Source organism: Saliniferula longa, from assembly GCF_050789285.1.
In the GTDB taxonomy this organism is placed as follows: Bacteria; Pseudomonadota; Alphaproteobacteria; order Rhodobacterales; family Rhodobacteraceae; genus CAVPWP01.
In genome coordinates, this window is the sequence record NZ_JBOUVX010000001.1 from 745,003 (window position 1) to 768,656 (window position 23,654).

Below are 23,654 nucleotides of genomic sequence, written 5' to 3' on the forward strand. Positions count from 1 at the left end.
GTGAGACGGCAATAAGACGTAAATGGGGCAGGGGTTTGTCAGCGGTTTGCCGATTGCCGAAAACCCCCGGGACGGTCAGCGATTCTCGACGTCGACGTAGTCCCGGCGGGTGCTTCCAACGTAAAGCTGACGCGGCCGGCCGATCTTCATCTGCGGGTCCGCGATCATCTCCTTCCACTGGGAAATCCAGCCCACGGTGCGCGCCACGGCGAAGATCGGCGTGAACATCGAGGTCGGGAAGCCGATCGCGTCAAGGATGATGCCGGAATAGAAGTCGACGTTCGGGTACAGCTTCTTCTCGCGGAAATAGGGGTCTTCCAGCGCGATCTTTTCCAGTTCCTTGGCGACCTGAAGCGTTGGGTTGTTCTCGATCCCCAGAAGATCCAGCACTTCGTCCGCGGATTGTTTCATCACCTTCGCGCGGGGGTCGAAGTTCTTGTAGACCCGGTGGCCGAAGCCCATCAGGCGGAAGGGATCGTTCTTGTCCTTCGCGCGGGCGATGAATTCGGGGATGCGGTCGACCGTGCCGATCTCGCGCAGCATCTCCAGGCAGGCCTGGTTGGCGCCGCCATGCGCCGGTCCCCAGAGGCAGGCGATGCCGGCTGCGATGCAGGCAAAGGGATTGGCGCCCGACGACGAGGCCAGCCGCACCGTCGAGGTCGAGGCGTTCTGCTCGTGGTCGGCGTGCAGCGTCAGGATGCGGTCCATCGCGCGGCTGACGATCGGGTTGACCACGTATTCCTCGGCCGGAACCGCGAAGCACATGTGCAGGAAGTTCGACGCGTAATCGAGGTCGTTGCGCGGATAGACGAAGGGCTGACCGATCGAATACTTGTAGGCCCAGGCCGCGATCGTCGGCATCTTGGCCACCAGCCGGATCGAGGCGACCTCGCGCTGCCAAGGGTCATGGACGTCGGTCGAATCGTGGTAGAAGGCCGACATCGCGCCCACGACGCCCACCATCGTGGCCATCGGGTGCGCGTCACGCCGGAAGCCGCGGAAAAAATACTGCATCTGCTCGTGCAGCATCGTGTGCTTGGTCACGCGGCTTTCGAAATCCTCAAGCTGATCGGCCGACGGCAGGTCTCCGTACAGCAGCAGGTAGCAGACCTCGAGGAAATGCGACTTCTCGGCCAATTGGTCGATCGGGTAGCCGCGGTGCAGAAGCTCGCCCTCGTCGCCATCGATGAAGGTGATCGTCGAATCGCAGGACGCGGTCGAGGTGAAGCCGGGGTCGTAGGTGAAGACGTCGCCCTGGGCGTAAAGCTTGCGGATGTCGATCACGTCGGGGCCGGCGGTGGGCGTCAGGACCGGCAGCTCGATCGTCTTGTCGCCGAAGCTCAACGTCGCGGTCTTGGTCTGCTTGTGCGTATCCGGCATCGTGTTCGTCCTTGCTGGAGCGGCCGCGACGGGGCGGTCCGCGAATTGCGTCGGCCTGTCCGCCGGGCGGGGCGGGTCCACCTGTCGCGGCCGGTTAGACCCGGCCTGCATCCTCGAGGCGGGCGATCGTTTCGTCCTGTCCCAACACCAGCATCATGTCATAGACGCTGGGTGTCGCGGTGCGGCCTGCCAGAGCGGCCCGGAGGGGGGCGGCCAGCGCCCCGAACTTCATGCCGTTCGCCTCGGCCTCGCGGGTCAGGATGCCTTCGAGCGCCTCGCGCGTCCAGCTAGCACTTTGCAGGTGCGGCGTCAATTGACTCAGTATACGACGGGATACCGGATCAAGCGCCCGCGCCGCCGCCTCGTCGGCCGTCACCGGGCGTTCGGTCAGGATAAACTGGCCCTTCTCGATCAGCTCGGGGAAGGCCCGGGCACGGTCCTTGAGGCAGTACATCGCCCGCTCGAGCCCGTCACGCTGCGCCGCAGAAAGCCGCGGCTGTGCAGTTGCAGCAAGAAAATCGTCGATCTCGGCCACGAGGCTTGCGTCGTCCATCGCGGCGATGTGCTGCGCCGACAGACTGTCGAGCTTCTTGCGGTCAAGTCGCGCCGGAGCCTTGCGGATTCCGGTGATGTCGAACCATTCGAGCGCCTGCGCGTCGGTGAAGAACTCGTCGTCGCCATGGCTCCAGCCCAGCCGGGCAAGGTAGTTGCGCAGCGCCGCCGCCGGATAGCCCATCGCGCGCCACTCCTCGATGCCAAGCGCGCCGTGGCGCTTGGACAGCTTCTTGCCGTCCTCGCCGTGGATCAGCGGGATATGCGCCCAGACCGGCACGTCCCATCCCATGGCGTGATAGACCAGCATCTGGCGCGCCGCGTTGTTCAGGTGATCGTCGCCCCGGATGACATGGGTCACGCCCATGTCGTGGTCGTCGACCACCACCGCCAGCATGTAGACCGGCGTTCCGTCCGAGCGCAGGACGATCATGTCGTCCAGCTGGTCGTTGCGGATCGTCACCCGACCCTGCACCACGTCGTCGATCACCGTCTCGCCCGCGCGCGGGGCCTTGACCCGGATCGCATAGGGCGCGTCGGGGTGGTCGACCTCGGGCACGTCGCGCCAGGGCGAGCGGAACAGGGTCGATCGCCCCTCGGCGCGGGCGGCCTCGCGGAAGGCCTCGATCTCGTCGGGGGTGGCGAAGCACTTGTAGGCGGTGCCGGCCGCCAGCATCTGGCGCGCCACCTCGGCGTGGCGGTCGGCCCGGTCGAACTGGCTGATCGCCTCGCCGTCCCAGTCGAGGCCAAGCCAGCCCAGCCCGTCGAGGATCGCCTGCGTCGCCTCGGGGGTCGACCGGGCGCGGTCGGTGTCCTCGATCCGCAGAAGGAAGGTGCCGTCGCGGCCGCGGGCGTAAAGCCAGTTGAACAGCGCCGTCCGCGCGCCCCCGATATGCAGATAGCCGGTGGGCGAGGGGGCAAAGCGTGTGACGACCGGGCGCTCGGACATGGGCGGCTTTAACCTTTTGGCAACCATGTGCTGGAAATCGTGGCGCCGGTGTAGCCAGAAGGTCAGGAGAGGACAAGGGTGCCACCCGGCGCGGCGATCCTTGCGGGTTTGTCCCGGGCAGGGCCCGGGGTCTTCGACGCGCAGCGCGGGCACCTGTTCCCCTGGGCGCCGGTGTTCTTCGGCGCGGGCATCGCGATCTATTTCGCGCTGGCCCGCGACCCCACCGCCCGGGAATGGTGGGCGCTTGGCGGCATCGCGGGCGCGCTGGCGCTGGTCGCCGTCCTGACGCGCTTGACCGCGCCGCTTCCGGTCGCGGCGCTGATGCTGGTGGCGGGGGTGCTTGCGGCCGGCCACCGGACCGAGGCGGTGGCCGGCCCCGTTCTGGGCTTTCGCTACTATGGCCCCATCGAGGGACGGATCGTCGGCATCGACCGTTCGGCCTCGGACGCGGTGCGGCTGACACTGGACCGCGTGGTGCTGCGGGACGTCGCCCCCGGGCGCACGCCCGACCGGGTGCGGGTGTCGCTTCATGGCGTGCAGGGCTGGATCACCCCGACCCCGGGGCTGACGGTGATCCTGACCGGGCATCTCGGGCCGCCGCAGGGCCCGGTCGAGCCCGGGGGCTTCGATTTCCGCCGCCAGGCCTGGTTCGACGGCCTGGGTGCGGTGGGCTATACGCGCACGCCGGTCCTGACGCTGCGCCCAGCGGACGAGGGCCACGGCGGGCTTGCCGTGTTCCGGCTGCGCATGGCGATCTCGGGCTACGTCCAGGAGGCCCTGCCGGGGCAGGCGGGCGCTTTCGCAAGCGCGATCACAACCGGCGACCGGTCGGGCATCGAGGCTGGCGTGAACGAGGATCTGCGGATCTCGAACCTTGCACATCTGCTTGCGATCTCGGGGCTGCACATGGGCCTTCTGACCGGCTTCGTCTTCGCCGCGCTGCGCTATGGGCTGGCGCTGGTGCCGGGGATCGCGCTGCACCGGTCCACCAAGAAGATCGCGGCCGTCGCGGCGCTGGCCGCGGGCGCCTTCTACCTGGCGCTGTCGGGCGGCAACGTGGCCACGGAACGCGCCTTCGTGATGGTCGCGGTCATGCTGGTGGCGGTGCTTTTCGACCGGCGCGCGCTGTCGCTGCGCTCGGTCGCGCTGGCGGCGCTGATCGTGCTGGCGCTGCGGCCCGAGGCGCTTCTGGGCCCGGGGTTCCAGATGTCCTTCGCGGCCACCACGGCGCTTGTCGCGGTCTTCGGCTGGATGCGCGACGCGCGCGAACCGGGCGCGCCGCGGCGGCTGCCGCGCTGGCTGCTGCCGGTGGTGGCGCTGGTCGTCTCGTCCGCCGTGGCGGGGTTGGCCACCGCGCCGATCGCGGCGGCGCATTTCAACCGGGTGCCGCACTACGGGCTGGTCGCCAACGTCGTGTCGGTCCCGCTGATGGGAACCGTCATCATCCCCGCCGCCGTGCTGGCCGCGATCCTTGCGCCCTTCGGTGGCGCGGGGATCGGGCTGGCCATCATGGGGCCTGCGATCCGGTGGATCCTTGCCGTCGCGCACGAGGTGGCCAGCTGGCCCGGGGCCGTCAGCCACGTGGTCACGCCCGCGCCCTGGGTGCTGCCGTCCTTCGTGCTGGGGGCGCTCTGGCTGATCCTGTGGCAGGGGCGCGCGCGGCTTCTGGGTATTGCCCCGATGGCGCTGGCGCTGGCGCTCTGGCCGGTGGTGGAGCGTCCGGCGCTTCTGATCTCGGACAGCGGCGGGTTGGTCGGCCTGATGACAGAGCAGGGGCGCGTGGTCTCGAAGGCGCGGGGCGATGGCTTCGCCGCGGCCTCGTGGCTGGAAAACGACGGCGACGGCGCCGATCAGGCGGCGGCCTCGGCCCGGGCCGGGTTCTGGGGCGAGGCGGGCGCACGCGCCTTCCGCGTGGCCGGCCTCAGCGCCGTGCATCTCAGCGGACGCGGCGCGGCCGACCGGCTGGCGGCGGCCTGCCTCGAGGCCGATCTCGTCATCCTTGCGGGGCAGGCGGGACCCGCCCGGGGGCGCTGCCGCGTGATCGACCGCGCGACCCTTGCCAAGGCCGGCGCCATCGCCATCCACGCGGCGCCAGAGGGGCTGAGGGTCGTCAGTGTCGCCGACAGCACCGGCACGCGGCGCTGGAACGCGGTGTCACAGGGGCCGCGCGGGTCGGCGGATGACGATCCGTAGGTGCGGGTCAGTAGGTGCGGATCAAACCGACCAGCCGCCCCTGCACCTTGACCTGGTCATCGCGGAAGATGCGCGTCTCGTAGGCGGGGTTCGCCGCTTCGAGCGCGATCATGCCGCCGTTGCGCCGGAACCGCTTGAGCGTGGCTTCCTGATCCTCGACCAGGGCCACCACGATGTCGCCGTTCTGCGCCGTCGTGGTTTCGCGGATCACCACGATGTCGCCATCGTTGATGCCCGCGTCGATCATCGAATCGCCCTTCACCTCGAGCGCGTAGTGAGGCGCCTGGCCCGACAGCATCTGGCCCGGCACGGCGACGTTGTGGCTAACTTCGGAAATCGCCTCGATCGGGACGCCGGCGGCGATGCGGCCCATCACCGGGATCTCGACCGCGTGCACCTCGACCGGGATCGCCGAGGGTGGCGTCGCGGCGGGTCGGTCGCCAGTGATCACGCGCGGTTCGAACGCGGGCTTGCGGCTGCCTCCGTGGGTGCCCTTTTCCAGCGCCTCGGGCAGTTTCACGATTTCAAGCGCGCGCGCCCTGTGGGGCAGGCGGCGCAGGTAGCCGCGTTCTTCCAGCGCGGTGATCAGTCGGTGGATCCCGGACTTCGAGCGCAGGTCAAGCGCGTCCTTCATCTCATCGAAGGATGGCGGAACGCCGTCGCGGACGACGCGCTTGTTGATGAAGTCGAGAAGTTCCAGTTGCTTGCGCGTCAGCACTGCCGTGGCCTCCGTCAGGGGGCGCCCGCATTCCGTCGCGGGCGTTCGGGGGATGTTCTACGCGCGTTCCCGTTTTGTGTCAACTTTTGAGCTCAGATGGGCAGGTAGTCGACGATCTCGCCCACGCCGCGGGGGCCGTCGCCCACGGGCCGCACGATCAGCGCGTCGGCCTCTGACAGAACCGACAGGAGCGAGCTGTCCTGGCTGGCGGCGGGGATCAGCCCCTCGGGGCCGCGCGTGGCGCGCATGTAGTGTTCGCGCGGGCCGTTCGGACCGACGGGCGCGGCAAGGGGCGCGCGGTGGCGCGGTGCGGGCCCGGCGGGCAGGCCCTGCAGGGCGCGCAGGAGCGGCAGAAGGAACAGGTGCCCGCAGACGATGGCCGAGACCGGATTGCCCGGCAGCCCCAGCAGGGCCGCGCCCAGAAGATGCCCGGCCATCAGCGGCTTTCCGGGCCGCATGGCGATCTTGTGGAACGCGCGTTCAAGCCCCATGTCGCCCGCCACCTTGCCGACAAGGTCGTGATCGCCCACCGACGCGCCGCCGATGGTCACGATCAGGTCCGCGCCCCGCGCCATGTCGAAGGCTGCGCGCAGCGCCCAGTCGGTGTCGCGCGCGATGGGAAGCAGTCGCGCGACGCCGCCCTCGGCCTCGACCATGGCGGCAAGGGCGAAGGCGTTCGAGGCCACGATCTGGTCGTCGCGCGGCACCTCGCCGGGCATCACCAGTTCGTCGCCGGTGGCGATCAGCGCGACCTCGGGGCGGCGGGCGACCGGCACCTCGGGCAGGTTCATCGCCGCCAGCCGGGCAAGGTCGACGGGGCGCAGGCGGCGGGGGCCCGACAGCGTCGCGCCGGCCGCGAAGTCCGCGCCCGCCGGGCGGATGTTCCGCCCCGCGTCAAGCCCGGCTTTCACGGTGATGACATCTCCCGCGACCTCGACATCCTCCTGGAGGATGACCCGGGTCGCGCCCTCCGGCACGGGGGCGCCGGTGAAGATGCGCAGCGCCTCGCCCGGGCCCACGCGGCCCGCGAAGGCCGCACCGGCGGCGGCGGCGCCGATCACGCGGAAGCGGTCGCCGGGGGCAGGCGCGTCGGCGGCCACGGCATAGCCGTCCATCGCGGAGGCGGCGAAAGGCGGCTGGGCGCGCGCGGCGGCGACCGTCCCCAGCAGGACTCGGTTCGCGGCCGCGCGCAGCGGAACGCGCTCTTCCTCGGGGGGGCGGGCCAGCGCCAGCACGCGGGCCAGCGCCTCGTCGACGGTGATCACCGGTCGGCCTCGTAGGGGCCGGACTTGCCGCCGGTCTTGCTGAGCAGCCGGATGCCGCCGATCTCCATGCCCTTGCCGGCGGATTTGACCATGTCGTAGACGGTCAGACAGGCGGTGGCGACGGCGGTCAGGGCCTCCATCTCGACGCCCGTGGGGCCGGTGGTGCGCACCGTCGCGGTGATCCGAAGGCCGGGGAGGGCGGGGTCTGGCGCCAGGTCGACGGCGACCTTCGACAGCGACAGGGGATGGCAGAGCGGGATCAGTTCGGCGGTCTTCTTCGCGCCCATGATCCCGGCCAGACGCGCCACGCCGATCACGTCACCCTTGTCGGCCCGCGCCCCGGTGATCAGGGCAAGCGTCGCCTCGGGCATCCGCACGACCCCTTCGGCGACCGCTTCGCGCGCCGTCGCCGCCTTGCCCGAGACATCGACCATGTGCGCCGCCCCGTCCGCATCGAAATGCGAGAGCTTCGGCATCACATCCCCCGCATCGGCAGGTAGGGCCGGGTCAGGAGCGCGCGGGTCGCGGCCTCGACGTCGGCCTGCCGCATCAGGCTTTCGCCGACCAGGAAGCGCCGCACCCCGTAGCGCGCGAGGTCGGCCAGATCCTCGGGCGTCGAAAGACCCGACTCGGCCACCAGTTCCCGCTCGGGCGGTGCGATCTTCGCCAGCCGCCGCGTCGTGCCGATGTCGGTCTCGAAGGTGTGCAGGTTGCGGTTGTTGATGCCCAGAAGCGGCGACGACAGCGCCGTGGCGCGTTCGAGTTCGTCCTCGTCGTGGACTTCCACGAGAACGTCCATGTTCCAGTGCCGCGCCGCGGCCTCAAGCTCGGCCGCGAGACCGTCGTCGACCGAGGCCATGATGATCAGGATGCAGTCCGCGCCCCAGGCGCGCGCCTCGGCCACCTGGTAGGTGTCATAGAGGAAGTCCTTGCGCAGAACCGGAAGCGAGGTCGCCGCTCGCGCCTGCCGCAGGAAGTCGGGCGCGCCCTGGAAGGACGGCGTGTCGGTCAGCACCGACAGGCAGGCTGCGCCCCCGGCCTCGTAGGCCTGCGCAATGGCGGCGGGGTCGAAGTCGGCGCGGATCAGGCCCTTCGAGGGGCTGGCCTTCTTCACCTCGGCGATGAGGCCATAGCCCGATTGCGCGGCCGTGGCGAGGGCGGCGCGGAAATCGCGCGGGGCCGGGGCGGCGCGCGCCTCGGCCTCGATGTCGGCGAGGGACCGCTCGGCCTTGGCCGCGGCGATCTCGTCGAGCTTGTAGGACTTGATGCGGTCGAGAACGGTGCTCATGGGTGTCGATTACCGCCGAAGTCCGCGAAACGGAAGTGGTTTCGGGGCTCTGCCCCGCGGTCCGGGCGGTGCCTGGCCCGCCCCCCGGAGTATTTCGGCAAGAGAAGAAGCACGGGCGGGCGCGCCTCCGCGGCTGCCCTTCAGGTGCCGCAGAAGGTCTGGCGCACTTCGTCGCCCGGGGCGGGCGGGTGTCCGAGGCGTCGGGCGTCGGGCGTCGTCTCGAAGGGGTGCGCGAGGGTGGCGAGCAACCGCTCGAAGGGGTCGAGGTCGCCGTCGACGGCGGCGGCGATCGCCTCTTCGATGCGGTGGTTGCGCGGGTGGATCGCCGGGTTGGCGGCGGCAAGCGCGGTCGCGCGGGTTTCGGGCGTGGCGCCCTCGCGGGCCAGGCGCGCGATCCAGCCGCCCTCCCAGGCATGGTAGGGCGCCGGATCGGCGAAGGCCGCGGCGGCGCTGCCGTCGGCAAGCCCGCGGAAGGTCAGCGTGAAGTCGGCCCGTCCCGCCGCCATGGCCTCGAGAAGGCCGTGGGCCAGGGCCGCGTCGCCGTCCTCGGCGGTGGCAAGGCCAAGCTTGCGGCGGAACACCTGCGTCCATTCCGTCTGGAAGCGGGGGGCGAAGCCGTGCACGGCCTCGGTCGCGGCCTCGATCGCCTGGGCCCGGTCGCCTTCGATCAGCGGCAGGAGGCAGGTCGCGAACTGCGCGAGGTTCCACACCAGGATGTCGGGTTGCCGGTTGTAGGCGTAGCGCCCGTAGTGGTCGATCGAGGAATAGACCGTCTCGGGGTGATAGGTGTCGATGAAGGCGCAGGGGCCGTAGTCGATCGTTTCGCCCGAGATCGCGGTGTTGTCGGTGTTCATCACGCCGTGGATGAAGCCCACGCCCATCCAGCGGGCCACCAGAGCCGCCTGCCGGCCGATGACGGCGTCGAGCAGGTCGAGCGGGGTGTCCGCTTCGGGGTAGTGGCGGGCGATGACGTGGTCGGTCAGCGTGCGCAGAGCGTCGTCGTCCTGGCGCGACGCGAAGAACTGGAAGGTGCCCACGCGGATGTGGCTTTGCGCGACGCGGGCCAGGACCGCCCCAGGCAGGGGCCTTTCGCGCAGCACGATCTCGCCCGTGGTGACGGCAGCGAGGGCGCGGGTGGTGGGGATGCCCAGGGCGTGCATCGCCTCGGACATGAGATATTCGCGCAACACCGGGCCCAGCCAGGCGCGGCCGTCGCCCATGCGGCTGTAGGGCGTGCGGCCCGCGCCCTTGAGCTGGATGTCGCGGCGAATGCCGTCGCGCCCGACCACCTCGCCCAGAAGGATCGCGCGGCCGTCGCCCAGTTGCGGCGACCAGCCGCCGAACTGGTGCCCGGCATAGGCCTGCGCCAGCGGCTCGGCACCCGGCGGCACGGCGTTTCCGGCCAGCACCGCCACGCCTTCGGGCGTGCCCAGCGCCTTGGGGTCGATCCCAAGCGCGTGCGCCAGCGCCTCGTTCACGCGCAGCAGCGCCGGCGCGCGCACCGGGGTCGGCGCAAGACGCGTGAAGAAGCGGTCGGGAAGCCGCGCGTAGCTGTTGTCGAAGGGAATGTGGATCGTCATGGGTCGGCCTCGGCCAGAAGGTGGGGCGCGGCGCGGGACATGTCCAGTGTCACCCCGCGTCGGGCGCGGTCCAGGACATCAGGTGATAGCGATCGCGCGCCGCGAAGCCGAGCTTTCCATAGAAGCGTCGGGCGCGGTCGTTGTGCGCGGCCAGCTCGAGATGCAGCGCGCGCAGGCCGTTTGCGGCAAGCGTCGCGATCAGCGCCCGAAGCGCCTCGGACCCCATGCCCCGTCCGCGCACGGCCTCGCGGATGAAAAGCTCGTCGACGAAGCCGTCGAGGCCGCCGAATTCGACCGACCAGCCGAAGGTCACGACAACATAGCCCACCGGCGCGCGGCGCGGCCCGATGAACCAGACGGCGCCGTGGGGGCTTCCGGCCAGAAGCGGTTCGAGCGCGGCGCGGCGGTGTGTCTCGGTCGCCTCGATGCCTTCGAAGGCATGATAGGCCGCGACCATCGGGAGGAGCCGGTCGATATCGTCCGCGCCGCAGAGATGCAGAAGGCCGCTCATTGGGCGGGCAGGCGCCCGTCGAAGCGGCCCGAGATCAGGTCGCCCACGGCCCCCGGAAGCGGCGCGAAGCTGCCGTCCGCGTTCGGCGCCATGACCATGAGTTCGGCCTGAAAGGCGAAGGACAGCCCGCCATCGGCGTCAATCCTCAGGTCTTCGAGCAGGGCGTCGGTTTCGCTGTGGTCGTTGGCCATGAGCACGCGCTCGGCCTCGCGCAGGTCGATCTCGAGCATCGCGGGAAAGCCGGCGCGATCGGCGTGGAGCTTCAGCGTCAGGATCGGCAGCCCGGGCTCGCCGGCCTGGTCGGGGGTCATGGCGCCGATGGTGATGATCCGGCCGTCCGTGCCCGGGGTCTCGATCACGGTGGCCTCGCCGGTGTCGATGCGGCGGGCGGCGAAGAAGGTCATGGGCGCGTCGTCGATCATGGCCTCGACGGTGCCGATCACCTCCCAGTCATCGGACAGGTCCTGCGCGGCGGCGGGAAGGCAGGCCGCGGCCGCGACGAGGCAGGCCAGCGCCAGCCGTGCGCCAAGCGATCGTCCTGCGGTCATAGCCGGCCGATCCGTTCGGTCAGCAGCGCGAAGAAGCCCTCGGCGTCGATGTCGCCCATGAAGGTGGCGTTGGCAGGGCGCTTCGTCACCCGCCACCAGTCGGCGACGGTCATGCCCCGCGTCAGGTCGGACTGCGTCTCGATCTCGACGTTGATGTGCCGGCCCGAGAACAGGTCGGGGCGGATCAGGTAGGCGATCACGCAGGGGTCGTGCAGCGGCGCGCCCTTCGAGCCGTACTTCTCCTTGTCGAACCGCTCGAAGAAGTCGGTCCATGCGGCGACGGTGTGCCCCACGGTGGTGCCCATGGCGCGGAACCCCGCGACATGCGGCGCAGTGGTCAGCGCCTTGTGCGTGACGTCCAGCGGCATGACCACGATGTCGCAGCCCGACCGGAACACGATCTCGGCCGCTTCGGGGTCGACGTAGATGTTGAACTCGGCGGCCGGCGTGATGTTGCCGACCTCGAAGTAGGCCCCGCCCATCAGCACGATCTGCTGGACCCGGTTCACGATGTCGGGGGCCTCGAGAAAGGCCTTCGCGATGTTCGTCAGCGGCCCCAGGGGACACAGCGTGACGGTTCCCGGGGCCTCGCGCCGCAGGGTGTGGATGATGAACTCGACCCCGTCGAGCGCCTGAAGCGGCATCGTCGGCTCGACGATCTCGATCCCGTCGAGACCGGACTTGCCGTGGACATGCTCGGCCGTGACCAGCGGGCGCGCCAGGGGGGCGGCGCTGCCGGCGTAGACCGGCACGTCGGGGCGGCCGGCCAGCTCGCAGACGATGCGGGCGTTGCGCTGGGTCAGCGCCAGCGGCACGTTGCCGGCAACCGCGGTCAGGCCCAGCACGTCGATCTCGTCGGGGCTGGCGAGGGCCAGAAGGATCGCGACGGCGTCGTCCTGGCCCGGGTCGGTGTCGATGATGATCTTGCGACGGGTCATGGCGGTGGCGTCGCATGGGCCGGGGGCGCGATCAAGCGGATTCGCGACCGGTGAAACCCTCGACATGCGGGGCGCCAGAGGGTAGCACCGGCATGATTGGGGCGTGCCTTGCCGCCCGGTTCACGACGTGACGAGGTGACGATGCGACGCATGACGCTTTGGGCCGCCGGGGCTCTTGTGCTTGCGCTTGCGGGCTGTGCGTCCGCGCCCGAACCGGCCGACCGGCGCGACCTGGGCGGGGTGCCCACCTTCGATGCGGTGGCCGACCTGCCGCGCGAGGTGCAGGTCGCGGCCCTGCGCGACGCGATCCTCGCGCTTGGCCCCGGGGTCGATCCCGACGAGGCCGCGCGCGCCGCGCAGGTCGCCTATGACTGGACCGACGAACTGGTGCGACAGTACCAGATCGTCGATCCGCCGCTGGTCCACAACATGAAGGTGAACGCGGGCCTCAAGCCCCGCGGCCTGTGCTGGCACTGGGCCGAGGACATGGAGCGGCGGCTTCTGGCCGAGAACTTCCAGACGCTCGACATGCACCGCGCCATCGCCAACGCCGACCGCGCCTTCCGCATCGACCACAGCACCGCGATCATCAGCCTCAAGGGCGAGGGGATGTACGATGGCATCGTCCTCGACCCCTGGCGGACGGGGGGCGAGCTTGTCTGGGTGCGGACCACCGCCGACAAGTACCCGTGGGAGCCGCAGCGCACGGTCCTGGCGCGCAAGGCCGAACGTCTGGCGCGCGCGCAGTAGACCCGGCGCGGAGAGGAGGGCGCACCCGCGCCCCGGCTCAGTCGGTCTTCCGCTCGGCCGCCTTCGCCGCATCCCACAGCGCGTCCATCTCGGCCAGGTTCGACTGCTCGGGTGTTCTGCCAAGCTTCGCCAGTTCGGCCTCGATGAACCGGAAGCGGCGGACGAACTTGGCGTTGGCGCCGCGCAGTGCCTCTTCGGGGTCGATCTTCAGGTGGCGGGCAAGGTTCGCCACGACGAACAGCAGATCGCCCATTTCCTCGGTCAGGGCGGCATGGTCGCGGCTGTGCTTCGCCTCGGCCAGTTCGTGCGCTTCTTCCACGATCTTGGCCACGACCTCGTCGGTGGAAGGCCAGTCGAATCCGACTCTTGCGGCCCGTTTCTGAAGCTTGAGCGCGCGCAGAAGGGCGGGCAGGCCCAACGCCACGTCGTCCAGCACGCCGCCCTTCGCGCGCGCCGCGCGTTCGCGCGCCTTCTGCGCCTCCCAGTCGCGGGTCTGCTGCTCGGCCGACTTGTCGCGGGATTCGTCGCCGAACACATGCGGGTGGCGGTCGACCATCTTGTCGGCGATGTCGCGCACCACGTCGTCGAAGGCGAAGTGGCCGGCCTCGTCCGCCATCTGCGCGTGATAGACCGCCTGCAACAGCAGATCGCCCAGTTCGCCCTTCAAGTCGCCCCAGGCCTGCCGTTCGATCGCGTCGGCGACCTCGTAGGCCTCTTCGATCGTGTAGGGCGCGATGGTGGCGAAGTCCTGCTCGATATCCCACGGGCAGCCCGTCACCGGGTCGCGCAGGCGGCGCATGATCTCAAGCAGGCGGGGCATTCCGCCGTCGGGGTCGTGGACAAGGTCGTCGGGCATGGGGAGTGCGGATTTGGGCATTGCGGGCGCCTGCGGTCTCTGGAACTCTGTCTCTCGTCCCACGAGGCACGCGAGGAGTCCACATGCCCGTCATCAATCGCATCGCCGGTTATGCCGAGGACATGACCGCGTGGCGACGCTGGCTGCACCGTCATCCCGAACTGGCCTTCGACTGCCACCGGACGGCGGCCTTCGTGGCAGAGAAGCTGCGCGCGTTCGGGGTGGACGAGATTCACGAAGGCATCGCCACCTCGGGGATCGTTGCGATCGTCAACGGGCAGGGCGAGGGCCCGACGATCGGTCTGCGCGCCGACATGGACGCGCTGCCGATCCACGAGGAAACCGGCGCCGAGTGGGCCAGCGAAGTGCCCGGCAAGATGCATGCCTGCGGCCATGACGGGCACACGACGATGCTTCTGGGCGCCGCCCGCTATCTGGCCGAGACGCGGAACTTCCGCGGCCGCGTCGCGCTGATCTTCCAGCCCGCCGAAGAGGACGGCGGCGGCGGCGGCGTCATGGTGCGCGAAGGGATCATGGACCGCTTCGGCATCAGCCAGGTCTACGGCGTGCACAACGCGCCCGACACGCCCGTGGGCCAGATCGACACGACGCCGGGACCGATCATGGCCGCGGTCGACGAATTCCGGTTCGATATCAAGGGCAAGGGCGGTCATGCTGCCTATCCGCATGAAGCGGTCGACCCGATCCCGGCGGCGCTTGCGCTGGCGCAGGCGATGGACACGCTGGTGTCGCGCAACCGCCCGCCGACGCTGCCGCTTGTCGTGTCGGTGACGGTGATCCATGCCGGCACCGCCAGCAACGTGATCCCCGGGACCGCCCATGTCGCCGGGACCGTGCGCAGCTTCGACGAGGCGATGCGCGATCTGTGCGAACGGCGCATGCGCGAGGTGGCGGCCGGCATCGGCACTGCCTTCGGGGTCGAGATCGCGCTGGGCTATGAACGCCACTACCCCGCGACCGTGAACCACGCGCCGCAGACCGCCTTTGCCGCTGACGTGGCCCGCGAGGTGGTGGGCCGGGACAACGTGCGCGACGATCGCCCGCCCGAGATGGGCGCCGAGGATTTCGCCTATATGCTCGAGGCGCGGCCGGGGGCCTATCTGTTCATCGGGCAGGGGGACGGCCCGTTCTGCCACCACCCGAAATACGACTTCAATGACGAGATCGCCCCCATCGGCGCGTCCTTCTTCGCCCGGCTGGTCGAACGGGCGCAACCGGTCGGCGGTTGAAATCGGACCGGCAAACATCTGACAGGAAACCGAAATGTCCCTTGAAGACGCGAAATCCCAGGTCGACGTGGCCTTCACCCGCAGCGATCTGCGGGGGCCGGCGTTCGAAAACGCCTTCGGCGGCGCGACCTCGTTCCTCAGGCGGCGCTACACCAAGGACCTGACCGGCGTCGACCTGGCCGTGACCGGCGTGCCGTTCGACCAGGCGGTGACGCACCGCCCCGGCACCCGCTTCGGCCCCCGCGCGATCCGCGAGGCGTCGAGCCTTCAGCCGTATGACCCGCCCTATGGCTGGGACTACGACCCGCTCAGCGAATTCGCCATCGCCGACTACGGCGACGTGGCCTTCGACTATGCCAAGGTGTCGGAGACGCCCGACCGGATCACCGACCACATCCGGGGCATCCTTGCCGCCGGCGCGGGGTCGATCACGCTGGGGGGGGACCACTACATTACCTTCCCGATTCTCAAGGCTTACGCCGAGAAGTTCGGGCCGATCGCGCTGGTGCAGTTCGATGCCCATTCCGACCTCTGGCCCGACGACGACCTGACGCGCATCGACCACGGCACGATGACCTACAAGGCGGTGAAGACCGGGCTCGTAGACGCGGCGCACAGCGTCCAGGTCGGCATCCGCACGGTCTGCGACGACTACTGCGGCCTCGATTTCATCGACGCGCGCAGCGTCCACGAGAAGGGTGTTGCCTGGGTGGTCGGGCAGATAAAGGCCCGCGTGGGCGATCGGCCCTGCTATGTGAGCTTCGACATCGACTGCCTCGACCCGGCCTTCGCGCCCGGCACCGGCACGCCGGTCTGGGGCGGGCTCGCCTCGTGGCAGGCGGCCGCGATCCTGCGCGACCTCGCCGGCATCAACCTTGTCGGCGGCGACGTGGTCGAGGTCTCGCCCCCCTACGACACCACTGGCGCGACGGCCGTGGCGGGCGCGCATGTGGCGATGGAACTGATCTGCCTGTGGGGCTGGACCCGGCGGAAGGGGTAGGCGGGGCCCGCTCCGCACCCCGGCGCGGCCAGTTCCGGCACGACGAGCCGGCGAAACCGCCATGCAGCCCGATGCCCCACTTACAGTTTTGGGTCCGAGGCCCCATGTCTTGGGCAGGTGTTCGATACCGGACGCCCATGAAAGGCGTCAACGCATGACCATGTTTTCCATGAAGCCGAAATTCAACCTTGCCGAATTCCTTGCCGAACCGGCAAAACCCAACAGCGCCAGACGCCGCAAAGCGATGAACTCGGCTCCGCCCGAAAAGCCCGCGACCGAGGTCGAGGCCGCGGATGGCGATGCGCCTGCGGCGACGAAGAAGAAGAAGACCCCCTGAGCTTTCCCGTGCGCGGCGGCGTGGGCCGTCACTGGGGCCCACGTCCGGCATCGCCACCACCGCGCGCCGGATCCTCGAACGGGAGCGGACATCTTGGGTCTTTTGCGGATCATCTATTCCTCGCAACCCTTCGGCTTTGACGAGGGGGTGCTGGCCGGGATCCTGCTCGACGCGCGGCGCTGCAACACGCGCGACGGCGTGACGGGCGCCCTCATCTGCCGACGGGATGTGTTCGTTCAGTTGCTCGAGGGACCCGAACGGCAGGTCCGCGATGCGTTCGCGCGAATCTCTCGGGACGACCGGCACGTGGATATCGTCATGCACCTGTCCGAGCCCGTTTCCGAACGGTTGTTCGGGCAGTGGGCCATGCTGCACGATCCCGCCCGGTCCTGGTTCCCGGACGGGACGGACGCCTCGGGTGATGGCCTCGATCGTGTCAGGGCGGCCAACCTCAGCGCCGTTTTCAAGGCTTTGGCGGCAGAATCGCAGGCCGGCCCGATCGACTGAGCCCGTTGGCGGGCCGACATGTCCGGTGCGTCATCGGCTTGTCCGCGCCCGCGGACCTGCTATCTGCGGCCCATGCGCAGCGTCCTCATCCTTCTTGCCCTCGTGGCTGCCGGTTTCGCCCTCTATGTCCGGCTTGCGCCGTCCGATCCGGCGCGCTGGCACGTCGATCCGCTTGCCGCGCCCGATCCCGGTCCGGGCGGCATCCGGCTGGCCCCGCCCGAGGCGCCGGTCTTCGCGGCCTCGCCCCAGGCGGTGATCGAGGCCTTCGATGCCGTGGCGCTGTCCACCCCGCGCGTCACCCGGCTGGCGGGCAGCCCGGGCGAGGGGCAAGTGACCTATGTCGCACGCAGCCGCCTCTGGGGGTTTCCCGACTACGTCACGATCCGCGTGCTGCCCGATCCCGAAACCGGCGGCGCCACCGTCGCCATCCATTCGCGCCTGCGCTTCGGACAGGGGGACATGGGCGTGAACCGCGCGCGGGTCGAGGCCTGGCTTGGCGCGGTCGAGGACCGGCTGGCGGGATGACGCGTCCCCGGTGCGCCCCTTGACGCCCCAGTTCCCATGAGGGATGGGACGGGGATGGTTCCCGCCGACAAACTCGACCAGATCATGGGACGCTTCCAGTTCCTGGAGGCCCGCCTCTCGGACGGCGCGGCGGCGTCGCAGATCGCGGCGCTGAGCCGCGAGTATTCCGATCTCAAGCCCGTGGTGGCGCAGATCGACGCCTACCGCGCCCTTCGCGCCGACATCGCCGAGGCCGAGGCCATGCTGTCGGACCCCGAGATGCGGGCGCTGGCCGAGGACGAACTGCCGGTGCTTCGGGCCCGCCTGCCCGAGGCCGAGCAGGCGCTGCGGCTGGCGCTTCTGCCCAAGGATGCCGCCGACGCGCGGCCCGCGATCCTCGAGATCCGGCCGGGCACGGGGGGCGAGGAGGCGGCGCTTTTCGCCGGCGACCTTCTGCGCATGTATCAGCGATACGCGGAATCGAAGGGCTGGAGCTTCGAGATCGCGGAGCTTCAGGAAAGCGATCTGGGCGGCATCCGCGAAGTCGTGGCGGCCGTGCGCGGCGAGGGCGTCTTCGCCCGGCTCAAGTACGAATCCGGCGTTCACCGCGTCCAGCGCGTGCCCGAGACGGAATCCGGCGGACGCATCCACACCTCGGCGGCGACCGTGGCGGTCCTGCCCGAGGCCGAGGACGTCGACATCGACATCCCCTCCACCGACATCCGCATCGACACCATGCGCGCAAGCGGGGCGGGCGGGCAGCACGTGAACACCACCGACTCGGCGGTGCGGATCACCCATATCCCCACCGGCATCGTGGTCACGAGTTCCGAGAAGTCCCAGCACCAGAACCGGGCCATCGCCATGCAGGTGCTGCGCGCGCGGCTTTACGACATGGAACGCCAGCGCGCCGACGCCGCGCGGGCGGCCACGCGCAAAAGCCAGGTGGGGTCGGGCGACCGGTCCGAACGCATCCGCACCTACAACTTCCCGCAGGGGCGCATGACCGACCACCGGATCGGGCTGACGCTCTACCGCCTCGACCAGATCCTGCAGGGCGATCTGGACGAGATCGTCGACGCGCTTCAGGCCGATGACCAGGCGGCGCGGCTTGCGGACAGCGGGCTGTGACGCCGGGCCTGACAGTGGGCCAGGCGCTGGTGCAGGCCACGCGGCGGCTGGCGGCGGCGGGGGTCGAGGGGGCGTCGCGCGATGCCCGGTGGCTTCTGGCCTGGGCGCTTGGGACGCCGCCCGAACGGCTGACGCTGGCCCTGCCCGAACCGATGACCTCGGACACGGCGGCGCGCTTCGACATCGCGATCGCGCGTCGGGTCACGCACGAGCCCGTCAGCCACATCACCGGGCGGCGCCTGTTCTGGGGGCGCGAGTTCGCGGTCGACCGCGACGTCCTTGATCCCCGGCCCGAGACCGAGGTCTTGGTCGAGCTTGCGCTTGCCGAGCCCTTCGAGCGCGTGCTCGATCTTGGTACGGGGACGGGCTGCATCCTGGTCACGCTGCTGGCCGAGCGGCCCGAGGCCATCGGCACCGGCACCGACATCTCGGCCGCCGCGCGCAGCCATGCCTGGGGCAACGCGGTGCGCCACCGCGTGAGCGACCGGGTCGAGATCCTGGCCAGCGACTGGTTCCGCCCGCTGGACGACCGCGGCATCGCGGGGCGCTTCGACCTTGTGGTGTCGAACCCACCCTACATCGCGGCGGCCGAGATGGCCGGCCTGTCGCGCGACGTGCGCGAGCACGAGCCGCGCCTTGCCCTGACCGACGAGGGCGACGGCCTGTCGGCCTATCGCGCGATCGCGGCCGGGGTCGAGAAGGTGCTTGCCCCCGGCGGGCGCGTCCTGGTCGAGATCGGGCCCGCGCAGGCGCGCGCGGTGGCGGCGATGTTTCGGCAGGCGGGCCTTGACGATGTCGCCGTGCATCCCGATCTGGATGGCAGGGACCGGGTGGTTTCGGGGCGGGGCTAGTGCCTGGCGCCGGCGGATCGCAGGGCGTGCCATTTCCGCCAGTCGCGCGATTTCGCCGCAAAATCCCCTTGCCCTTCGACAGCCGTCGTGTTTATTGGGGTCGTGCGGGCGGCGGGACGTCGATCGTCCCCCTCGCCATTTGCCAGACAACCGCTGCGAACCGGGCCATGACAGGCCGGCACCAAGGAACACCAGCCAGTCGCAGCGGCGCCTAAATCAAGGCCGGATCAGGGTTCATATGAGAAGTTCCAAGTCACGTTCGCGGTCGAAGTCGAACCGCAACCGCCCCTCGGGCAACATCGTCAACCGCGTGTTCGACAGCTCGGGCCCCGAGGGCAAGGTGCGCGGGACGCCGCAGCAGATCATCGACAAGTACAACCAGCTGGCGCGCGACGCCCAGTTGTCGAACGACCGCGTGGCGTTCGAAAACTTCCAGCAGCACGCCGAGCACTACACCCGCATGCTGGGCGAAGCGCTGCGCGAGCAGGAAGCCTTCCGTGTCCAGAATCAGGACCGCGGCGACCGCCAGCAGCAGGGCCAGCAGCGCCGGGACGATAACGATCAGGACGATCAGTACGACGACGCGTCCGGTGGCGACGACACGCCCGAGGGCGGCCGTCAGGCCAGCCCGGGGCGTCGGGATGCCGAGCGTGGGGACACGCGCCGGGACGAGACGCGCGGCGATGATACGCGCCGGGAGAATTCGCGCCGGGACGAGACGCGCGGGGATGATACGCGCCGGGCCGATGCAGGGCGGGGCGATGCAGGTCGGGACGATACTGGCCCCGGCGATGCGCGCGTCGTCGATGCGGACCTGGGCGACTCGGGTCTGGTCGAAACGCCCGAGAATGCCGAGCCGGCGCGGGCACGCCGCCCCCGCCGTCCGCGCGGTCGCGCCGCGGGCGCAGCCGATGGTGCGGGCGCGCCCGAGACCCCCGAAAGCAAGGAAGCGGCCGAATAACCCCCGGCAGGCCGCTGTGCCCCTGCGCGCCGCCCGTCAGGCGGCGACGCTTGCGGGGATCGCCGACGGCCGGACGCTGATCACCACCGCGCCAGCGCGGTGGCGCGATTCCACGTGTTCATGGGCCGCGACGATGTCGTCCAGGCCATAGATCTGGTCGATGACGGGGCGCAGGTCGCCGCGGTCGACCATCCTTGCCACTTCGTCGAGATCTGCGCGCGTGTCGCCACTCAGGGCGATGCGCAGCCGCGGGCCCCCGCGCAGCTTCGCGGCAAGCGCGCGGAAAAGATCCCAGACACCATAGTTGAGGGGCACGAAAACGCCGTTCGGCGTCAAGGCCTTGCGGGCCTCGGCGAAGGTCAGGGCGCCGACCGTATCGAAGATCGCGTCATAGCGCATGGACCCGTCGGCCACCGGGGCACTGCGATAGTCGATGAAGGCTTCGGCCCCCAACCCCAGCACCATCTCGCGCCGGTCGCCGCTGGCCACGCCCGTGACCCGCGCGCCCAAGGCCCGCGCGATCTGGACGGCAGGGCTTCCCACCCCGCCGCTTGCGCCGACGATCAGAACAGTCTGTCCGGGTTTCAGCCGGACCACGTCGCGCAGGAAGACAAGGGCCGAGAGCGCGCCGAAGGGCAGGGCGACGGCCTCGCGGTGGCTGAGCCGGTCTGGTTTCGGCGCGATGGGGCCCGAAGCGGGCACCGCAAGGTATTCGGCGTTGCTGCCGTGGCCCGAAAAGCCGAAGACCTCATCACCCGGCGCGAAGCCCGTGACCCGATCGCCCACGGCGGCGACGCGGCCCGAGAACTCGGTCCCCAGGATCGGGTGCTTCGGCTTGAAAAGCCCCGAGACAAGGCGACCCGGCAGCCACAGGCCGCCCGGAAAGGCCGAGGCGCGCAGGCGCCAGTCGGCCGTCGTGACCGAGCTTGCGTGCACCTCGACCAGCACGTCGTCGGGCCCGGTGCGCGGCATCGGGGCTTCGGCGATGGACAGGACCCCGGCGGGGCCATAGCGGGTGTGAAGGGCGGCTTTCATGGCGGTGTTCCGTTGCTGGGGGTGCCCCGATGCGGGCAGTTCCTTGTATCGCCCTTACCTTAGGTCCGGTTCGCGATGCATGGAATTGACGGAAATCGTCAGTCTGTTATGCATCAATGCATGGATTGGCGGGCTGTCACCTTCGACTGGAATCGCGCGCGGGCATTCCTTGTCACGGCGGAAGAGGGGTCGCTATCGGCTGCGGCGCGCGCGCTGGGCATGTCGCAACCCACGCTGGGCCGGCAGGTCGCCGCGCTTGAGGCCGAACTGGGCGTGGCGCTGTTCGAGCGGGTCGGCAAGGGTCTGGAACTGACACCCGGCGGGGTCGAACTACTGTCCCACGTGCGCAGCATGGGCGAGGCCGCGCAGGCGCTAGCACTCGGGGCCTCGGGCCGCACGCAGGCCATCGAGGGCGAGATATGCCTGACCGCAAGCGAGGTCTATGCCGCCCATCTTCTGCCGCCCGTGCTCGGGCGGCTGCGGGCCGAGCATCCGGGAATCGAGGTCGAGGTCCTTGCGTCGAACGCGATGACCGACCTGCGCCGGCGCGAGGCCGACATCGCGGTCCGCAACGTGCGCCCCACGCAGAACGACCTTGTGGCGCGTCGCCTGCCCGACGACGAGGCGCGGCTTTACGCGGCGCCCGGCTATCTTGACCGGATCGGGCGGCCCCGGACCTCCGAGGAACTGGCGCGCGCCGAGTTCATCGGCTTCGACCGAACCAACGTCCTGATCACCCACTTGCGCGACCGTGGGCTGCCACTGGAGCGCCGGAACTTCCCGATCCTCAGCCAGAGCCAGCTTGTCCAGTGGGAGATGGTGAAGGCCGGGCTGGGCATCGGCATCTTTCCGACCTGGATCGGCGACGCGGAACCGCGCGTGGAACGCGTCGACGCGGGCGTCGAGCCGATCACCTTTCCGGTCTGGCTGGTCGCCCACCGCGAAGTGCGCACCTCGGCGCGGGTGCGCATCGTCTTCGACATGCTGGCCGAAGAGATCAGGCGGCGCTAGGCCGCGATCTCGCGCGCCAGCGCGCAGAACTCGGCAATCGACAGCTGTTCGGCGCGGCGTGTCGGGTCGATCCCGGCGGCGCGCAGGCGGTCCTCGATATCGGGCGCAAGCGCCCGCAGGGCGGCGCGCAACATCTTGCGGCGCTGGTTGAAGGCGGCGGCGGTCACGCGCGACAGCACCTTCGCGTCGGCGGGGAACCGGGGCGCGGGCAGGGCGGTCAGCTGGATGACGGACGAGCGCACCTTGGGCGCCGGCGTGAAGGCCTCGGGCGGCAGGTCCATCACGATCCGTGCTTCGCAGCGCCACTGGGCCAGAATCGACAGCCGGCCATAGGTCTTCGACCCCGGCGCCGCCACGATCCGCTCAGCCACCTCGCGCTGGAACATGAGCGTCAGGCTTTGCCAGAAGGGCGGCCAGTCGGCCACGTCGAGCCAGCGCGTCAGAAGCTCGGTCCCGACGTTGTAGGGCAGGTTCGCGACGATCTTCACCGGTGGCGTGAGAAGGGCGCGATGGTCGATCGCCAGCGCGTCGCCTTCGACCACCTCAAGCCGTCCGGGATAGGCCGCGGCGATCTCGGCCAGGGCGGGAAGGCAGCGGGCGTCCTTTTCGACCGCCACGACCCGGCGCGCGCCCTCGGCCAGAAGCCCGCGCGTGAGCCCGCCGGGGCCGGGGCCCACCTCGAGCACGTCCGAGCCGGTCAGATCGCCGGCCGCGCGTGCGATCTTTGCGGTCAGGTTGAGATCCAGAAGGAAGTTCTGCCCCAGCGCCTTGCGGGCGGACAGTCCATGGCGCGCGATCACCTCGCGCAGGGGCGGCAGGGCGTCGATGGCGGCCATGCGCGGGATCAGTCGCCGAAGTAATGCGTGAAGCCGACCGAGACGGACACTTCGTCGTAGGTGTTCGAATAGGTGTAATCGGCAAGCGCCGGGATCGAGGGCGTCGTGAAGTCGTCACTGTCGCGTTGCAGGTAATCGAGGCCAAGCCGCAGGGCATTGCCGTTGCCGATCTGACGTTCCACGCCAAGGCCGAGGCTGTAGCCCTGGCTCCAGACATCGCCGCGTTCCTGCACGCCGTTGACCCGCCAGTTGTAGTTGAGATTGCCGACCGACAGGCCGGCCGAGGCGAAGACCAAGGTGTCGGGGCGCACAAGGTAGCCCGCGCGTCCCTTCACGCCCAGCATCGGACCGGTGTCATAGAAATAGCTCGACGTGGACGAGTTGATGTCGGCGGCCACCGACCGGCCCGTCGTCACGCCGAATTCGACGCCGTAGACCATCGCGTCGCGCTGCCAGTTGCGGCCGGTGAAGAAGCTTGCCCCGACCCCGTCGCCGGAATAGGCGAACTGGCCGGTCGGGGTGCCGGAGGCGGTGAAGACCTCGTCTTCCGTGAGGTTCGCCGCATAAGCGTCAAGCGAGGCCCCCAGATACCAGCCGTCCCATCCCGCCGCGTCCTGGGCAGCCGCACCGCCGGCCATGACCACGGCCGCCACGGAAAGGGCCGCGCCCGGAATGCCGGAACGGCAAGACGTCCTGACGGCAT

Annotated in this window: 25 protein-coding genes; 11 read left to right on the forward strand and 14 right to left on the reverse strand. The window is 70.0% G+C overall.

The features are described from left to right. Positions 1-75: 75 nt before the first annotated feature. Together ACRDNQ_RS03480 and gltX are read right to left on the reverse strand one after the other, a co-directional pair. A complete protein-coding gene (locus ACRDNQ_RS03480) occupies positions 76-1,380 on the reverse strand; it encodes a citrate synthase (protein WP_431827235.1) in 1,305 nt (434 codons plus the stop codon). Positions 1,381-1,474: 94 nt separating this feature from the next. Continuing rightward, positions 1,475-2,881: a glutamate--tRNA ligase gene (gene gltX, locus ACRDNQ_RS03485; protein ID WP_431827236.1), complete on the reverse strand. Its 1,407-nt coding sequence runs from the start codon at positions 2,879-2,881 to the stop codon at positions 1,475-1,477. 78 nt (positions 2,882-2,959) lie between these two features. On the opposite strand from gltX, the gene ACRDNQ_RS03490 reads away from it, so the two are divergent. Then, entirely contained in the window at positions 2,960-5,074 is a 2,115-nt protein-coding gene (locus ACRDNQ_RS03490; RefSeq protein ID WP_431827237.1) for a ComEC/Rec2 family competence protein, read from the forward strand. Between the two features lie 7 nt (positions 5,075-5,081). Here the strand turns inward: ACRDNQ_RS03490 and lexA are convergent, their stop codons facing one another. The 8 genes from lexA to ACRDNQ_RS03530 all read right to left on the reverse strand — a co-directional run bounded on the left by lexA (position 5,082) and on the right by ACRDNQ_RS03530 (position 11,922). Then, positions 5,082-5,792: a transcriptional repressor LexA gene (gene lexA, locus ACRDNQ_RS03495; protein ID WP_431827238.1), complete on the reverse strand. Its 711-nt coding sequence runs from the start codon at positions 5,790-5,792 to the stop codon at positions 5,082-5,084. A 92-nt stretch (positions 5,793-5,884) separates the two neighbouring features. Continuing rightward, positions 5,885-7,057 (reverse strand): molybdopterin molybdotransferase MoeA, encoded by a 1,173-nt coding sequence (locus tag ACRDNQ_RS03500; protein ID WP_431827239.1) that lies wholly within the window; start codon positions 7,055-7,057, stop codon positions 5,885-5,887. Next, entirely contained in the window at positions 7,054-7,533 is a 480-nt protein-coding gene (moaC, locus tag ACRDNQ_RS03505; RefSeq protein ID WP_431827240.1) for a cyclic pyranopterin monophosphate synthase MoaC, read from the reverse strand. The genes ACRDNQ_RS03500 and moaC overlap by 4 nt, the downstream gene beginning before the upstream one ends. Next, positions 7,533-8,345, reverse strand: coding sequence for an indole-3-glycerol phosphate synthase TrpC (gene trpC / locus ACRDNQ_RS03510; protein ID WP_431827241.1), 813 nt, complete (start codon positions 8,343-8,345; stop codon positions 7,533-7,535). The genes moaC and trpC overlap by 1 nt, the downstream gene beginning before the upstream one ends. 140 nt (positions 8,346-8,485) lie before the next feature. Continuing rightward, positions 8,486-9,925, reverse strand: coding sequence for a protein adenylyltransferase SelO (locus tag ACRDNQ_RS03515; protein WP_431827242.1), 1,440 nt, complete (start codon positions 9,923-9,925; stop codon positions 8,486-8,488). 49 nt (positions 9,926-9,974) lie between these two features. Continuing rightward, positions 9,975-10,436 (reverse strand): GNAT family N-acetyltransferase, encoded by a 462-nt coding sequence (locus tag ACRDNQ_RS03520; protein ID WP_431827243.1) that lies wholly within the window; start codon positions 10,434-10,436, stop codon positions 9,975-9,977. After that, a complete protein-coding gene (locus ACRDNQ_RS03525; protein WP_431827244.1) occupies positions 10,433-10,984 on the reverse strand; it encodes a hypothetical protein in 552 nt (183 codons plus the stop codon). The genes ACRDNQ_RS03520 and ACRDNQ_RS03525 overlap by 4 nt, the downstream gene beginning before the upstream one ends. After that, entirely contained in the window at positions 10,981-11,922 is a 942-nt protein-coding gene (locus tag ACRDNQ_RS03530; protein ID WP_431827245.1) for a nucleoside hydrolase, read from the reverse strand. Before ACRDNQ_RS03530 ends, ACRDNQ_RS03525 begins: the two co-directional genes overlap by 4 nt. A 141-nt stretch (positions 11,923-12,063) precedes the next feature. On the opposite strand from ACRDNQ_RS03530, the gene ACRDNQ_RS03535 reads away from it, so the two are divergent. Then, a complete protein-coding gene (locus ACRDNQ_RS03535) occupies positions 12,064-12,672 on the forward strand; it encodes a hypothetical protein (RefSeq protein WP_431827844.1) in 609 nt (202 codons plus the stop codon). Positions 12,673-12,709: 37 nt separating this feature from the next. Here the strand turns inward: ACRDNQ_RS03535 and mazG are convergent, their stop codons facing one another. Beyond that, positions 12,710-13,528: a nucleoside triphosphate pyrophosphohydrolase gene (gene mazG, locus ACRDNQ_RS03540; RefSeq protein WP_431827246.1), complete on the reverse strand. Its 819-nt coding sequence runs from the start codon at positions 13,526-13,528 to the stop codon at positions 12,710-12,712. Between the two features lie 83 nt (positions 13,529-13,611). On the opposite strand from mazG, the gene ACRDNQ_RS03545 reads away from it, so the two are divergent. The 8 genes from ACRDNQ_RS03545 (at position 13,612) to ACRDNQ_RS03580 (ending at position 20,069) form a co-directional block, all read left to right on the forward strand. Further along, positions 13,612-14,778: a M20 aminoacylase family protein gene (locus tag ACRDNQ_RS03545; RefSeq protein ID WP_431827247.1), complete on the forward strand. Its 1,167-nt coding sequence runs from the start codon at positions 13,612-13,614 to the stop codon at positions 14,776-14,778. A gap of 34 nt (positions 14,779-14,812) precedes the next feature. Further along, positions 14,813-15,778, forward strand: a complete 966-nt coding sequence (gene speB / locus ACRDNQ_RS03550) for an agmatinase (protein WP_431827248.1) — start codon at positions 14,813-14,815, stop codon at positions 15,776-15,778. A gap of 154 nt (positions 15,779-15,932) precedes the next feature. Next, entirely contained in the window at positions 15,933-16,115 is a 183-nt protein-coding gene (locus ACRDNQ_RS03555; protein ID WP_431827249.1) for a hypothetical protein, read from the forward strand. A 93-nt stretch (positions 16,116-16,208) separates the two neighbouring features. Further along, positions 16,209-16,622 carry a BLUF domain-containing protein gene (locus tag ACRDNQ_RS03560; RefSeq protein WP_431827250.1) on the forward strand — a complete coding sequence of 138 codons (414 nt, stop codon included), beginning with the start codon at positions 16,209-16,211 and terminating at the stop codon, positions 16,620-16,622. 72 nt (positions 16,623-16,694) lie between these two features. Then, the gene (locus ACRDNQ_RS03565) at positions 16,695-17,147 is read left to right on the forward strand and encodes a DUF1499 domain-containing protein (protein ID WP_431827251.1); all 453 of its coding nucleotides are present in this window, start codon (positions 16,695-16,697) and stop codon (positions 17,145-17,147) included. Between the two features lie 54 nt (positions 17,148-17,201). Beyond that, complete coding sequence (gene prfA / locus ACRDNQ_RS03570; RefSeq protein ID WP_431827252.1) at positions 17,202-18,257, forward strand: peptide chain release factor 1; 1,056 nt, start codon at positions 17,202-17,204, stop codon at positions 18,255-18,257. Next, positions 18,254-19,108 carry a peptide chain release factor N(5)-glutamine methyltransferase gene (gene prmC, locus ACRDNQ_RS03575; protein ID WP_431827253.1) on the forward strand — a complete coding sequence of 285 codons (855 nt, stop codon included), beginning with the start codon at positions 18,254-18,256 and terminating at the stop codon, positions 19,106-19,108. Before prfA ends, prmC begins: the two co-directional genes overlap by 4 nt. Before the next feature lie 238 nt (positions 19,109-19,346). Then, on the forward strand, positions 19,347-20,069 hold the full coding sequence (locus tag ACRDNQ_RS03580; protein ID WP_431827254.1) for a DUF4167 domain-containing protein: 723 nt from the start codon (positions 19,347-19,349) through the stop codon (positions 20,067-20,069). Between the two features lie 36 nt (positions 20,070-20,105). On the opposite strand, the gene ACRDNQ_RS03585 is transcribed toward ACRDNQ_RS03580, so the two are convergent. After that, entirely contained in the window at positions 20,106-21,104 is a 999-nt protein-coding gene (locus tag ACRDNQ_RS03585) for an NAD(P)-dependent alcohol dehydrogenase (RefSeq protein WP_431827255.1), read from the reverse strand. Between the two features lie 120 nt (positions 21,105-21,224). Between ACRDNQ_RS03585 and ACRDNQ_RS03590 the strand changes: the two genes are divergently transcribed. Then, positions 21,225-22,115 carry a LysR family transcriptional regulator gene (locus tag ACRDNQ_RS03590; RefSeq protein WP_431827256.1) on the forward strand — a complete coding sequence of 297 codons (891 nt, stop codon included), beginning with the start codon at positions 21,225-21,227 and terminating at the stop codon, positions 22,113-22,115. Here ACRDNQ_RS03590 and rsmA read toward each other — a convergent pair. Next, on the reverse strand, positions 22,112-22,951 hold the full coding sequence (rsmA, locus tag ACRDNQ_RS03595) for a 16S rRNA (adenine(1518)-N(6)/adenine(1519)-N(6))-dimethyltransferase RsmA (RefSeq protein WP_431827257.1): 840 nt from the start codon (positions 22,949-22,951) through the stop codon (positions 22,112-22,114). The genes ACRDNQ_RS03590 and rsmA overlap by 4 nt on opposite strands. Before the next feature lie 8 nt (positions 22,952-22,959). Continuing rightward, positions 22,960-23,604, reverse strand: coding sequence for an outer membrane protein (locus ACRDNQ_RS03600; RefSeq protein ID WP_431827258.1), 645 nt, complete (start codon positions 23,602-23,604; stop codon positions 22,960-22,962). Positions 23,605-23,654 lie beyond the last annotated feature (50 nt).

What these genes read in the sequence shown, in the direction of transcription:
- ACRDNQ_RS03515 (WP_431827242.1), bottom strand. Translation starts at nt 9,925, where the DNA reads ATGACGATCCACATTCCCTTCGACAACAGCTACGCGCGGCTTCCCGAC.
- ACRDNQ_RS03590 (WP_431827256.1), top strand. Translation starts at nt 21,225, where the DNA reads ATGGATTGGCGGGCTGTCACCTTCGACTGGAATCGCGCGCGGGCATTC.
- ACRDNQ_RS03520 (WP_431827243.1), bottom strand. Translation starts at nt 10,436, where the DNA reads ATGAGCGGCCTTCTGCATCTCTGCGGCGCGGACGATATCGACCGGCTC.
- ACRDNQ_RS03545 (WP_431827247.1), top strand. Translation starts at nt 13,612, where the DNA reads ATGCCCGTCATCAATCGCATCGCCGGTTATGCCGAGGACATGACCGCG.
- mazG (WP_431827246.1), bottom strand. Translation starts at nt 13,528, where the DNA reads ATGCCCGACGACCTTGTCCACGACCCCGACGGCGGAATGCCCCGCCTG.
- ACRDNQ_RS03585 (WP_431827255.1), bottom strand. Translation starts at nt 21,104, where the DNA reads ATGAAAGCCGCCCTTCACACCCGCTATGGCCCCGCCGGGGTCCTGTCC.
- ACRDNQ_RS03535 (WP_431827844.1), top strand. Translation starts at nt 12,064, where the DNA reads ATGCGACGCATGACGCTTTGGGCCGCCGGGGCTCTTGTGCTTGCGCTT.
- speB (WP_431827248.1), top strand. Translation starts at nt 14,813, where the DNA reads ATGTCCCTTGAAGACGCGAAATCCCAGGTCGACGTGGCCTTCACCCGC.
- prfA (WP_431827252.1), top strand. Translation starts at nt 17,202, where the DNA reads ATGGTTCCCGCCGACAAACTCGACCAGATCATGGGACGCTTCCAGTTC.
- trpC (WP_431827241.1), bottom strand. Translation starts at nt 8,345, where the DNA reads ATGAGCACCGTTCTCGACCGCATCAAGTCCTACAAGCTCGACGAGATC.
- gltX (WP_431827236.1), bottom strand. Translation starts at nt 2,881, where the DNA reads ATGTCCGAGCGCCCGGTCGTCACACGCTTTGCCCCCTCGCCCACCGGC.
- rsmA (WP_431827257.1), bottom strand. Translation starts at nt 22,951, where the DNA reads ATGGCCGCCATCGACGCCCTGCCGCCCCTGCGCGAGGTGATCGCGCGC.
- ACRDNQ_RS03580 (WP_431827254.1), top strand. Translation starts at nt 19,347, where the DNA reads ATGAGAAGTTCCAAGTCACGTTCGCGGTCGAAGTCGAACCGCAACCGC.
- moaC (WP_431827240.1), bottom strand. Translation starts at nt 7,533, where the DNA reads ATGCCGAAGCTCTCGCATTTCGATGCGGACGGGGCGGCGCACATGGTC.
- ACRDNQ_RS03480 (WP_431827235.1), bottom strand. Translation starts at nt 1,380, where the DNA reads ATGCCGGATACGCACAAGCAGACCAAGACCGCGACGTTGAGCTTCGGC.
- ACRDNQ_RS03555 (WP_431827249.1), top strand. Translation starts at nt 15,933, where the DNA reads ATGACCATGTTTTCCATGAAGCCGAAATTCAACCTTGCCGAATTCCTT.
- ACRDNQ_RS03530 (WP_431827245.1), bottom strand. Translation starts at nt 11,922, where the DNA reads ATGACCCGTCGCAAGATCATCATCGACACCGACCCGGGCCAGGACGAC.
- ACRDNQ_RS03525 (WP_431827244.1), bottom strand. Translation starts at nt 10,984, where the DNA reads ATGACCGCAGGACGATCGCTTGGCGCACGGCTGGCGCTGGCCTGCCTC.
- ACRDNQ_RS03565 (WP_431827251.1), top strand. Translation starts at nt 16,695, where the DNA reads ATGCGCAGCGTCCTCATCCTTCTTGCCCTCGTGGCTGCCGGTTTCGCC.